Source organism: Mucilaginibacter sp. OK283 (genome assembly GCF_900110415.1).
Lineage (GTDB): Bacteria > Bacteroidota > Bacteroidia > Sphingobacteriales > Sphingobacteriaceae > Mucilaginibacter.
The window spans coordinates 1-13,154 of record NZ_FODR01000021.1 but is presented as its reverse complement, the minus strand read 5'-3'; the positions used below and the strand labels follow the sequence as shown (position 1 = coordinate 13,154).

Sequence of the window (13,154 nt, the reverse complement as noted above, 5' to 3'; positions counted from 1 at the left end):
GTTAAATTAATTCTTTTTTAATTGATCTTCCTGTTATGTCATTAAATTCGGCAATAAGCGTAAAACCGGCCCCTATATCATATGCCAGCAAACGTTCTTCGGTAAAATCTTCAAAATGCTTATCCAGGTTAATGCCTGTGGGACATTTATAAATCCTTCCGTCGCAAACTATCTGCCTGAATTTATAAAATTTTATGTTCCCGATACTTATAAATGTGTCACCCTTTTCTAAATAACCTATAAAATTTACCTGGCCAATACTTAAAAACCTGGGCACGAATTTTTCGGATAACTCTACCGGAGTAGAGGCCAATTTCTGGCATTCTAAAAATACGCTGCATGAACCGGAAGTGGCCTGTGCAAATGCTTCTATCTGGTCAACCCCTCTAAAAATATTAAAATGGTCTTCCACATCCCGATCCTTCGGGGTGTAGCTTGCAACAATACCTACATTTGGCGAATGCCAGTGATAATTATCAATCAGCAACTTTGTTGGTCCGTGGTTAACCAGTACATCCTTCGGGTCCGAATCACATAAATTGTGTATCAGTACTCCCTGATCATAATAACCCGCCATTAATATGTATGTTAGTTCCGTTTATATAAGATGCTTTGTCTGAAACCAGGAAAGCCACTACTTCTGCCACTTCATTTACGCTGCCAAAGCGGTTAGCCGGTATAGCTGTAAGGAATTTTTGCTTTTCGGCTTCCGGGATCCGGTCAGTCATATCTGTTTCAATAAAACCCGGCGAAATGCTGAGTATCCTTATTGCATGCTCTTGATTAAGCGCTGCCACTTCTTTGGCCAACGATTTTGAAAACGCTATCAAACCTGCTTTTGTGGCCGCATAAACAGCCTGGAACGCATTGCCCGTTTCGCCAACAACCGAACTTACATTGATAATTACACCCCGTTTTTTTAAAGTGAAAATTTTCATTGCAGCCTTACAGATCATGACAGGGGCTTTAAGGTTTACCTGCAGTATCCTGTCAATATCATTTTCGGGCTGGTAAATTAAAGATTTGTCTAACGTTATGCCCGCATTATTAATTACGGCTACCAAGGTATCCCCATGCTCTTTTTTTAAGCGGTTACAAAACTCATTAAGCTCCTGCCTATCGTTCAGATCGGCACAAAGTAAATGGCTTCCGGGCTCAATATGGGTAAAACTTTCTTTGCGGGTAGCATGTAATATTAAAGTATATTCTTTTGAAAGTATTTTTGATATTGCCAGGCCCAAACCCCTGCTTGCTCCGGTTATCAATATCTTTTTTTCAACCATTTGTTAAACGATTTTTTACGTATCAATTAAAAGTTATTTAGGTAGATGTATTTTCAATGCTTGTATTACGTTAACCCATAGATGATTAAATTAACGTAACCTCAATTGTGGTTAGGAACAATAACTTACCAATACATTATTATACTCAATAGTGAATATGTATTTCAAATGTAAGTTTTAAATTGCAATTCTATAAACTGTTTGGCCCGATTTACCATTAAAATAATAAACTGTACTTCGATTTAAATAAGAGCCAGGAATCAAGAGTCAAGAATCAAGACAAATATTGCGAACTGGCTATTAGCAGGTTATATGCTAATACATACTATGTATTTATCTTTATTTCGATAATTTGAAAAGCTGATAAGCAAGCTCTTTTTACCTGGCTGCATTTAAAAAGCCTGTATACTAGTAGCTTTTATGATCGCACAGATTATCAATACTTTTCTTGATTCTTATTTCTTGATTCTATTATTGTTTTATCCTGTTCAGGCCTTCTTTTGCCTGGGTATCTATGCTGTTTTGATATTCATGGTTCTTCATCTGCAGGGCCTGGTTGTAATAGTCGGCAGCTTTTTTATAATCCTTTTTCTGTTCGTAAATAACACCGGAGAACAATGCCGAATTGGCCGCATAATAATAGGTTTCTTTTTTGCCAATGTTAATTGCCTTTTGGTAGTTGGTTAAAGCATCATTGAAAACATTCATACGGTCATAGGTACGTCCAAACCTGTAATAAAGCTCAATTTTATCCCTTATGTTTTTAAGATCGTTTACCTGTTTCGATTTTAATTGCGCCAATGCATTGTTATAATAGCCGCCATCAAAATACAGCCTTGCTTTTAAAAGCTCCAGATCGGGTTTAACATCATTGGCTTCCTTTAAAGCCTGTTTGTCTTTTTCGTCGGTGGTGTAACCTTTGGTACGTGTCAGCTTTATATAATTGTTATAATTGTTTAAATCATTCCTCAAAAGATAATAGTAGGCCAGTTTTTGGTAGGAGTCTTTAATATAATTGATCCCCCTGGTATCTTTTAAAAACTTTAATAAGTAAATATTGGCATCGGTATCCATACGGCATAATTTTGCATTACCTAATAAATAACTTATTGCCGGCAAGGCCGGATACAGGTTTGATTTTGGTGCGTTTTGAAGGTAATTGATAGCCTCGTCATTATGCCCGGTTTTATAGGCAACATAGCCTTGCAAATAAGCTTTCAAAAGGCTTTTATCATTCATCCCATCTAACAGCTGTGCCAGGTGTGCATAGTTGTTCCGGCTGTGTAATACATCTATATCAGTAAAGCATATCAAAAAAACAGCCTCATCATTATAATAACTATAGGGCGAACCTGCTATCTGGGCCCTGAATTTTTCCAGCTGTTTATACCCGCTTGCGATATCGCCCCGAATGCCGAAAAAATTCGCTATTCCTCTTAAGTTAGATGGAATGGCTCCAAAGATCACATCCAGTAAAGCCAGGCTTTTTTGGTTGGGTAAAAAATCTTTGTATTTCTTGTTGTTTTCGTTCAGCAGGTTTTTGGCCTTGTTTAAATCAAGGGTAGAGGCCGTAAAATCGCCAAATTTGGCTTTTAACATTCCCCATTGAAGATAGATCTCGGCCTGGGCAAACAAATAATAAGGTGAATTTTCGTCGTTATCTTTTATGACATCAATCCTGTCCGACTTCAGGTCTTTTAATTTTTCATATTCGCTTTTATTTTCTGAAGTAAGCAGGTGTAAATAATCGGCGTAATTATCAAGCAAAACTGTAATGCCATTTTGCGGATTTCTTAGTTTTTCGTCCTGGATATACTTTTTAGCATCATTAAATTTTAACTCATATATGGCTTTATAAGCCGCTATTGAATTGTTATTGAATACAAAATTTGCCTGTACAGACAATTGAAAACCTAATAAGAACGATAGTAGTAAAACAGATTTATAAAACATTTTAAAAAGGTAACGACCAGCTTTTAGCTTTGTTTAACATGTCAGTATAGATTAGCTTCAAAGCTATAGGTTTAAATGCAGTTTTAAGCTTTGTTGTTTATTTTTTGTCTCCTGCCAGGTAGCTATCAATACAAATAGGTAAAGGAAAATATCATCAAATAGTTTTACAAAGGCATAGAAAAAAGAACGCTTAAAACCATACTCCAAACATAGCGGTAATTAAACCACTTCGGCCATATCTGCCAATACTTCTTCGGCCGGTTTCCCTATCACTCCATTTATTGAAAAATGCATTTTCAGGCACTCCAAAAAGTTTTGGATGGCAGGTGTTTGCTTGATAGTTGCTGCATACCAGGTGCGTTGGGCAATGGTATGATGCAGGGGTTTTGTCACAATGTTGCGACCATTGAGGTATGGTTTAACAATCCAGTCGGCCATAACGCTGATGCCAAGGCCTGCGTTCACCATCTCGATAGTAGCATCGGTATAGTGAATGCGGTGCAACGTTTTGGGCTTTACCTGCTGCGCCTGGATGAGGGCTTCAATCACCGGCGTGTCCTGGTATGATGGATCATACAATGGTAAAATGAGTTCTTCGTCCTGGAAATCCGATACGCTGATAATGTCCTTTTTTGCCAGCGGATGATCGGTACAAATTACGGCCACAAGCTGATCTTCAAAGATAGGCTCGTATACAATTTTGGTATTTATCATCTGCGTACGCACTATGCCAATATCCAGTTCGCCGCGCATTAAATACTCCAGCGGGCGGCGCGTCGCATCCGATAAAATGTGGATATTGATATCAGGCCAGCGGTTTTTGTAATATTTGATGATGCCCGGCAACCAATGATAAGCCGTGTAACATTGCATGCTGATGGTAAGTTTCCCTGTCTTGCCGTTCTTGTAATTCTGTATGTCTTCTTCAAGCGAATTCAGCTCGGCCAGGATCTTTTCGGCGCTCCGCAGGAAGCGATACCCCTGCTCGCTAAGATGGAGTTTTTTACCCTGCCGGTGAAAAACTTCAATATCCATTTCGCGCTCCAATTCCTTCAACTGATGGCTCAGCGCCGACTGTGTTAAATGCAAAGTTGCGGCTGCTTTTGTAAGCGATCCTTCTTTAGAAATTGTATCAACCAAACGGAAATGATGCAGTGCAATATTCATATATTAGTTTTTCTAATGATTATGACAAAATTAATTCATTTTTCTAATATATATGATACATCTACATTTGCCGTGTACAAATTACACTACAATGTTACAGATACCTTCAAAACAATTACTTCTGTTTTTAGGTGTTTTTTATGTCATCCAGGCTCAGGCTCAGCAAAAGGTTCTCAATATTAAAGATGCTGAACAAATGGCGCTCGCTAATTACGGTACCATCAAGTCGAAAGCTAATCAGTTAAACGCTGCCAGGGCATATTTAAAAGAAACACGCACAGAATATTTACCGGATGTAAGCATCTCGGCACAGCAAGACTACGGAACCGCCAATGGCCAAAACGGCCCGTTGTATGGCTATCATGGTCTTTCGGCGGCATCGTCGGGCCCTGCACTGCCTAAGCAGAACTGGAATTCGGCATTTGGCTCCCTCTACCTAAGCAACGTAAGCTGGGATTTTTTCAGCTTTGGCAAAGCGAAGGAAAAAGTTAAGGTGCAAAGCCAAGTGGTTAACCGTGAACAGGCCGACCTGACCCAGGAAACTTTTCAGCACCAGATACGCGTTGCGAGTACCTATCTTAACTTATTAGCCGCCCAGCAGTTGCAAAAAGCGCAGGAAGATAACCTTAGCCGGGCTATCGAATTGCAAAAAGTAGTTACCGCCCGTGTAAAAAACGGCCTTAATGCCGGTGTTGATTCATCGTTGGCTAACGCCGAAGTATCAAACGCCCGCATAGCTTTAACCAACACCCGGCAAACAGTACAGGATCAAAGCAACCAGCTATCAGTTTACTTAGGTATCCCGGCGCAGGAGTTTGAACTGGATAGCGCCTTTATTACCAAAGCGCCAACAACCCTGGCCGCGCAAAGCGCGGTTGCTGTTACAGATCATCCTACTTTGCGTTATTACCAAAACCGGATAGGCGTAAGCGATGAGCAGACCAAATACCTCAAAACGTTTGCCTTGCCAACTTTTAGCCTGTTTGGCGTTTACCAGGGCCGCGGCTCGGGCTTTAATTCCGATTATGGCACCAACCAAAACAGCTTCAGCAGCAGCTACGGCGCCGGTGCAGATCCTACCCGCTATAATTATCTGTTTGGGGTGGCTATGGTTTGGAATTTTACAACTATTTTCAGGACGCATTACCAGGTACAATCGCAAAAATTCACATCGGCACAATATAAAAATGATTATGACCTGGTAGCCCAGCAGCTACAGGCCCAACAATCATTGGCCGAAACCCGCATCAGCAACGCCCTTAAAAACTACAACGAAGTACCTGTTGAAGTAAAAGCAGCCAGCGATGCCTATACCCAAAAATACGCCCTGTACAAAAACGGGCTATCGAACATTGTTGATTTTACACAGGCACTTTACACACTAAACCGTGCCGAAGTTGATAAGTACATAGCATCTAACAACGTTTGGCAGGCATTGCTTTACAAAGCAGCCGCCACCGGCGATTTTGGCTTATTCATTAATAATTTTTAAAACTGATACACATTATATAATGGGAATGATAAAAGGGGCGCTTCAAAAACCAATTACCATATTGGTTATAGTAGCCGGGTTGTTTTTTTTCGGGATAAATGCGGTGCGTACTATCAAGATCGACATTTTTCCGGATTTGAACCTGCCGGTTATCTATGTATCTCACCCATACGGTGGTTTTACCCCAAACCAAATGGAGGCTTACTTTGGTAAGCAATATGTTAACTTGCTGCTATTTGTATCGGGTGTAAAAAGCATCGAAACAAAAAACATACAAGGCTTAACACTAATAAAAGTTACTTTTTACGAAGGTACCAACATGGCACAGGCCGCGGCGGAGGTCACGGCGTACACCAACAGGGCGCAGTCGGCGTTCCCGCAGGGGTCGCAACCACCGTTCATCCTCAGGTTTGATGCCTCTACCCTGCCGGTTGGCCAGCTGGTATTAAGCAGCGCCACTCGTACCAATAATGAATTGCTTGATTATGCTTCGGTTTATATCCGCTCGTCGTTTACCTCAATACCGGGTTTGGTTGCACCTGCGCCCTTTGGAGGTAACCAGCGCACCATTTTGATTAAAATAGATCCGACCGCGTTAAGGACCCACAATTTAACACCCGACCAGATTGTTGCAGCCCTGCGCGAAAACAACCAGAATACCCCGGCGGGTAACGTGCGTATAGGCGATTATAATTACCTGGCGCCATCAAATACCACCATTAAAAATGTAAAGGATTTTGGGGATATCCCGCTGTATAAAAACGGCATCCAAACTGTATTTATGCGCGATGTGGCCACCATTGAGGATGGGGCTGATATTACCAACGGTTACGCGCTTATCAACGGCAAGCGATCTGTTTACCTGCCTATTACCAAATCGGCCACGGCATCAACCTGGGAGGTAGTGCAGAATTTAAAGAAGGCATTACCACGATTCCAGGCCCTGGTACCACCGGATGTAAAGCTGTCTTTTGTGTTCGATCAATCGATTTACGTGATAAACGCTGTTAAGAGTTTGGCCGAGGAAGGTGCTATTGGCGCGGTACTTACCGGCTTAATGGTATTGCTGTTCCTGGGCGACAGGCGCGGGGCGTTAATTGTAATATTAACTATCCCAACCTGTATTATCTCGGCAATATTCTTCCTTTCGCTGTTCCATCAAACCATCAATATCATGACGCTGAGCGGACTATCGCTGGCTATCGGGATCCTGGTGGATGAATCAACGGTGACTATCGAAAATATTCACCAGCACTTTGATATGGGCAAACCCAAGGCATTGGCTATCTGGGATGCCTGTAAGGAGATTGCTTTCCCCAAATTATTGATCCTTTTTTGTATCCTGGCGGTGTTTGCACCGGCCTTTACCATGACGGGTATCCCAGGCGCTTTATTTCTGCCATTGGCATTAGCCATCGGTTTCTCCATGATCATTTCTTACTTTTTGGCCCAAACGTTTGTACCCATCATGGCCAACTGGATTATGGTGAACAAGCACGAAGACCATAGCCATCCCGACGGCTTCGCGTTGGAGGATGAAGGCGAACCATGGGAGCAAAAAGAAAAAGCGATGAAGCTTGCGTTAGAGCATCACAGCGAAAAGGCTACCAGGTTTGACAAGTTCAGGGAAAGTTTTATGCGCCTGATGGACCGTATGCTGCCGGCCCGCAAGCTTATTGTAACCGCATATGTGATAGGTGCATTCGCCTTGGCTTTTTTACTGTTTAACATCATTGGGCGCGATGTACTGCCTAAAGTAAACTCCGGCACATTCCAGGTGCGTTTACGTGCGCCGGATGGTACAAGGCTTGAACGTACCGAGATTATAGCGGTTAAAGCCCAGCATATATTGGGCGACATTGTGGGCAAAAACCACATTGCCATCACCTCAACATTCGTTGGCTCGCACCCGTCGTCATTCTCAACCAACCCGATATACCTGTTCATGGCCGGCCCGCAGGAAGCAGTTATGCAGATAAGCTTAACCGAGGATTACAAAGTAAACCTTGATGACCTGAAAGAAAAAATACGCTACCAGGTTGCTAAACAAATACCGGGGGTAAAACTATCTTTCGAGCCGATAGAACTTACTGATAAAATTTTAAGCCAGGGCTCGCCTACGCCTATCGAAATTGCCTTATCCGGCAAAAACAAAAAGCAAAACCAGGAATATGCCTTTAAAATTTTAGATAAGCTTAAGGATATCAAATACCTGCGCGATGCCCAAATAGGGCAGTCATTTAATTACCCTACCATCGATATCAATATCGACAGGCAGCGTGCTGCACAATTGGGTGTTGGGCTCAACGACATTTCCCGATCGTTAGTAGCTTCTACATCATCATCAAGGTTTACCGAAAAAAACAACTGGATTGATGAAAAGGCGGGCCTAAGCTACCTGGTACAGGTACAGGTGCCAGAGTACCAAATGAGCAGCCTGAACGATGTGCGCGAGATACCCGTACTGGCCAACCAGGCCCGCCCGGTACTTGGCGACGTTGCCGATATTAAAACTGGGGTTACCAATGGCGAAAACGATAATATTGGCGCTATCCCTACCCTATCGGTAACGGCCAACTTATACAATAAAGACCTGGGTACCGCAACAACCGATGTACAAAAGGCAATTGACGCTTTAGGGAAACCGCCCCGCGGTTTAACTATTGAAATGCGCGGTATGAGCCAAACACTAACAGCTACGCTGGATAGCCTGCAATCGGGCTTGATAGTGGCCATCCTGGTAATATTCCTGATGCTGGCTGCTAACTTTCAGTCGTTTAAAATGTCATTGGTCGTATTATCAACAGTACCGGCGGTGTTGTTTGGATCATTGTTTTTAGTAAAAATAATGGGATCAACGCTCAACCTGCAATCGTACATGGGTATGATCATGTCGGTAGGTGTATCCATCTCCAACGCGGTATTGCTGATAACCAACGCCGAAGAATTACGCAAGCATAATGGCGATGCATTAAAATCAGCCCGCGAAGCAGTTGCCCTACGTTTACGCCCTATTTTAATGACCAGTTTGGCCATGATTGTAGGGATGGTGCCCATGGCATCGGGCCTGGGCGAAGGGGGCGATCAAACATCGCCATTAGGCCGTGCCGTTATTGGCGGGCTTATAGCCTCAACCTTTGCAGCTTTACTGGTGTTACCCCTGGTTTTTGCCTGGGTACAAGCCGATGCCACAACCCAATCCGTTTCGTTAGACCCAGAAGATAAAGAAAGTAAATTTTATGTCCCTTTACATCATCATGAATAAATTTAAAAATAAACCGATACTTATCCTTGCCGCTTTTGCTATTGCTTTAAGCTCATTAAGTGCTTGCCACTCTGATGATAAGGAAAAACAGGACCAGCAGGCTGAAGAGCAAACGCAGGCAGCTGCCGAAACACCAACCGTTGAACTGGTGACTGTAGCCAAAGGTAAATTAAGCAGCAGCATTTCCATCCCCGGCGAACTGATCCCTTACCAGCAGGTGGATCTTTATGCAAAAGTTAACAGTTACGTTAAAAAACTTTTAGTTGATATAGGGTCTGAAGTACATGCAGGTCAGTTGCTGGTGGTGTTAGAGGCGCCCGAAATAAACTCACAACTTGCAGGTGCGCAATCGCGCATTAAGCAATATGAGGCCGTTTATTATGCCAGCAAAGCAACTTACGACAGGTTGGTAAGCACCAGCAAAACCCCAGGAACTATTTCGCTTAACGACCTGGAACAGGCCGAAGCTAAAAAGAACGCGGATATGGCTAACGTAGAAGCTGCCAAATCTGCCTTAAAAGAAGTATCAGCAAATCTGGCTTACCTGGAGATAAGGGCCCCTTTTGATGGCGTTATAACCAGCCGTAATGTAAACCTGGGTGCTTATGTAGGCCCCGGTGGTAAAGGATCTGATCCATTGTTTACTTTACAGGATCAAAACAGGCTGCGTTTGGTGGTATCGGTACCCGAAAACTACACCGGGTCATTAAGCAATAAAAGCGAAGTAAATTTTACCATAAAAGCTTTACCCAATGAAAAATTCACTGCCCAGGTAAAACGAATGGCCGGCGCGCTTGATGAAAAGCTAAGAGCCGAGCGTTTGGAAATGGATGTTTACAACAAAAGCAAAAAGCTACTGCCGCATATGTTTGCCGAAGTTAACGTTCCGCTGCCTGATGGCGACAGCACTTTTGTGGTAGCCAAAACAGCAGTTGCAACCTCGACAGAAAAAGTATTTGTAATAAAAGTGGTAAACAATAAAGCCCAGTGGGTTGATGTAAAAAAAGGCCTTACCTCGGGCGATATGATGGAGATATTTGGCGATCTTAAACCCGGGGATAAACTGGTAAAAGTTGCCAGCGATGAAATAAGGAACGGAAGCAACGTGAAGGAGAAATAGTGAGTGGTGAGTAGAGAGAGGTGAGTGGTTAATGGCAGCCAATAAAAACATGCAACGTTTTTGTTTCCTGCTGCGTCTTATAAACAAAAAAGATGATCATGAAAAAACTTATCTTCTCTGGAATGGCATTGCTGCTTACCGCTTTCATAGCTGTTAATGCATCAGCGCAAGTGGTTACACGAAATGTATCGGGCTATACAGGTATTGCCTGCGGTGGCCCGTTCAATGTGTTTATAAAAATTGACGGCACAGAAAGCATTAAGCTTGATGTAGATGCCGATGTAGTGAACGATATTAAAACCGAAGTAGAAAACGGAGTACTAAAGGTTGAATTTAAAGATCATTGGAATAAGCACAACAATATTAAACGCGCCAATATTTATATTACAGCCAAAACGCTAAAATATTTGGCCAACAGCGGATCGGGTAATGCAACCGTAGATGGCGTATTAACCGGCGATAACGCCAAAGTAGCATTGAGCGGTTCGGGCAATGTTAAAACCGCGGTTAAGTCGTCAACACTCGATTTACGTTTAAGCGGTTCTGGTTCTATCGATATTAAAGGAAGCACCGGCATGGCCGATGTAAACATAGCAGGTTCTGGCGAGGTAAATGGCAAAGAACTGAAAACTGAAACCGTAGAAGCCAGGATTGCAGGTTCGGGCAGTGTTAATATCATCGCCAATAAAACTGTGTCGGCACGTATAGCAGGCTCGGGCAGTGTTTTATACTCGGGCAACGCCACAACCGGCGAAACGAAATATATGGGGTCGGGTAGAGTGAGTAAAGTAGACTAATGTTAAGTTAATAGTGCTAAGTATTGAGTCAAAAGTCAAATTTTTTCCTTTAACTTCACATTATACGTCAATACTGGATTAACATAGCACAAAAAAGTATATCATTTATTTTTAAACGGAAAGGGCTGTCACATTTGCGACAGCCCTTTCCGTTTAAAGTTATTTTGTAGCAGCTATAATATTATTCAAACTTAAAAACATCGCCCAGGTTGGCGTTATCGCTGGTGCTCACTTTCATATCTTTAATTTTTCCGGTGCTTATGCTGTATACCCAGCCGTGCACGGCCAGCGGCTGTCCCTGTTTCCAGGCATTTTGCACTATTGATGTTTTGCAAAGGTTATAAACGTTTTCAACCACATTTAATTCAACCAGGCGATTGGTACGTTCCTGCTCATTTTCAATCGCGTCAAGTTCCTCGGCGTGCAGGCGGTAAACGTCTTTAATGTGGCGCAGCCAGTTATCTATCAAACCAAATTCGTGATTACTCATAGCGGCAATAACACCTCCGCAACCGTAATGGCCTGTTACAATAACGTGTTTTACTTTCAACACATTTACCGCATAATCCAATACCGATAACATATTCATATCCGAGTGTATCACCATATTGGCAATGTTACGGTGTACAAATATTTCGCCCGGCGATGTATTAGTAATCTGGTTTGCAGGTACCCGGCTATCAGCGCAACCTATCCAAAGTACCGGCGGTGTTTGGCCGTTGGCCAATTTTTTAAAATAGTCAGGATCTTCGGCCAAAGCATCGGCAATAAATTGCTCGTTACCTTCTAAAAGGCTTTCGTAAGTAATATGGCTTGTGTCGTGTATTAATTTTTTGGCACACATAGTTTTTCGTAGATTATTGTTAGATAGTTTTTATATCGATCTGCCTTTATCGGCCCAAAACAAACGGGTTATTTTGTGCAGCGCAACGGGCGATAAATCATAATATAATATCGTAAGCAAAATTAATGGAATGAAGTAAAAAATTGCAAAATCGTACAGATTAAATAAAAATCCGCCGGCAATGGCCCCGATAAAATAAAAAGAAAGCACCGTTAGCCGAACGATAATCTTATTTCGGATAACCGTTGTTTTCTCTACATTAGGATGTACCCATTCTGAAACATCGCCCCCGAGGTCGGTAAACAAGCCGGTTAAATGGGTAGATTTTATCAACCCGCCCGATATGGTAGACACCAGGCTATTTTGCAAGCCCATACAAAAGATAATAACACCTATAACTATTTCGCGTTCCAGGTCAGTCTCTTTATAAAAATTATGCCCGTAAATAGCCACGAATAAGAGCAAAACGATCTCGATAATTATTGGTGTAGAATGCGCCTTGTACCTGCTCTTATACTCCAGCGAACGCACAATAAAGTTAGATAAAAAGGCACCGGCAAAAAACAGCAGCAGCCAAATTACAAATACGATGATCTCTCTGAAGTTTTGCTCCACAATATGTTTGGCCAGGTTAGCCACATGGCCGGTAATGTTGGATGTAAAGGCCAAAAACGCAACCATACCGGCCACGTTGGTAACACCCGAGACAAAAGCTGTTGACGACGCCAGCAATAAATTTTGTTTAAGTGTGCGTTCTTCTTTTGATTGCCTTAGCATAGGTAGCCGTTGTTTATAAGCAACGGTTAAAAATAGTGTAAAATTTATTGGATTACGAAAACTACAGGTAAAAGAAGTAGCCTCATCTAAGGACTGTAGTTTTGCACACATCTTAAGACGAAAAAAATGTCATTTCGAACGAGGTACGAGGAGAAATCTTATATGCCTTACATTCTGATAAGCTTAGTGTTATGCAGGGCGTATAAGATTTCTCCTCACGCCAGTGCTCGATGCCACCCCGATTCGTTCGTATTCTAGGTTTCCAACAATTCCAAATTTAATTAAAAATAAGTTTTTTCAGGCTGATCTCCGGTAGTTTTCCACATACATTTCCTGCCTCTTTACTAACGAAAACATCCGTAGGATTAGCTTGAATTTCACGTTGTTTAATACCAGCCCATATTCTTTATGTTTTAGTTTACTTTCTGCATAGCCCTTCAACTCAGGATCATGCTG

At 42.3% G+C, this 13,154-nt stretch carries 10 protein-coding genes; 4 read left to right on the top strand and 6 right to left on the bottom strand.

The window, feature by feature from the left end; translation table 11 throughout:
- Position 1: 1 nt before the first annotated feature.
- The 4 genes from BMX56_RS28675 to BMX56_RS28660 form a co-directional block, all read right to left on the bottom strand.
- Complete coding sequence (locus BMX56_RS28675) at positions 2 to 577, bottom strand: hypothetical protein (protein WP_255369950.1); 576 nt, start codon at positions 575 to 577, stop codon at positions 2 to 4.
- The gene (locus BMX56_RS28670) at positions 561 to 1,283 is read right to left on the bottom strand and encodes an SDR family oxidoreductase (RefSeq protein ID WP_090653158.1); all 723 of its coding nucleotides are present in this window, start codon (positions 1,281 to 1,283) and stop codon (positions 561 to 563) included. Before BMX56_RS28670 ends, BMX56_RS28675 begins: the two co-directional genes overlap by 17 nt.
- Before the next feature lie 471 nt (positions 1,284 to 1,754).
- Entirely contained in the window at positions 1,755 to 3,236 is a 1,482-nt protein-coding gene (locus tag BMX56_RS28665; RefSeq protein WP_090653157.1) for a tetratricopeptide repeat protein, read from the bottom strand.
- A 219-nt stretch (positions 3,237 to 3,455) separates the two neighbouring features.
- Entirely contained in the window at positions 3,456 to 4,403 is a 948-nt protein-coding gene (locus BMX56_RS28660; RefSeq protein ID WP_090653156.1) for a LysR family transcriptional regulator, read from the bottom strand.
- Positions 4,404 to 4,494: 91 nt separating this feature from the next.
- On the opposite strand from BMX56_RS28660, the gene BMX56_RS28655 reads away from it, so the two are divergent.
- The 4 genes from BMX56_RS28655 to BMX56_RS28640 all read left to right on the top strand — a co-directional run bounded on the left by BMX56_RS28655 (position 4,495) and on the right by BMX56_RS28640 (position 11,077).
- The gene (locus BMX56_RS28655; protein WP_090653155.1) at positions 4,495 to 5,895 is read left to right on the top strand and encodes a TolC family protein; all 1,401 of its coding nucleotides are present in this window, start codon (positions 4,495 to 4,497) and stop codon (positions 5,893 to 5,895) included.
- Positions 5,896 to 5,914: 19 nt separating this feature from the next.
- Positions 5,915 to 9,160, top strand: a complete 3,246-nt coding sequence (locus BMX56_RS28650; RefSeq protein ID WP_090653211.1) for an efflux RND transporter permease subunit — start codon at positions 5,915 to 5,917, stop codon at positions 9,158 to 9,160.
- Positions 9,153 to 10,280, top strand: a complete 1,128-nt coding sequence (locus tag BMX56_RS28645) for an efflux RND transporter periplasmic adaptor subunit (protein ID WP_090653154.1) — start codon at positions 9,153 to 9,155, stop codon at positions 10,278 to 10,280. The genes BMX56_RS28650 and BMX56_RS28645 overlap by 8 nt, the downstream gene beginning before the upstream one ends.
- 98 nt (positions 10,281 to 10,378) lie before the next feature.
- On the top strand, positions 10,379 to 11,077 hold the full coding sequence (locus tag BMX56_RS28640) for a head GIN domain-containing protein (protein ID WP_177183955.1): 699 nt from the start codon (positions 10,379 to 10,381) through the stop codon (positions 11,075 to 11,077).
- A 181-nt stretch (positions 11,078 to 11,258) separates the two neighbouring features.
- On the opposite strand, the gene can is transcribed toward BMX56_RS28640, so the two are convergent.
- Together can and BMX56_RS28630 are read right to left on the bottom strand one after the other, a co-directional pair.
- Entirely contained in the window at positions 11,259 to 11,921 is a 663-nt protein-coding gene (gene can / locus BMX56_RS28635) for a carbonate dehydratase (RefSeq protein ID WP_090653152.1), read from the bottom strand.
- A gap of 30 nt (positions 11,922 to 11,951) precedes the next feature.
- Positions 11,952 to 12,698, bottom strand: coding sequence for a YoaK family protein (locus tag BMX56_RS28630; RefSeq protein WP_090653151.1), 747 nt, complete (start codon positions 12,696 to 12,698; stop codon positions 11,952 to 11,954).
- Positions 12,699 to 13,154 lie beyond the last annotated feature (456 nt).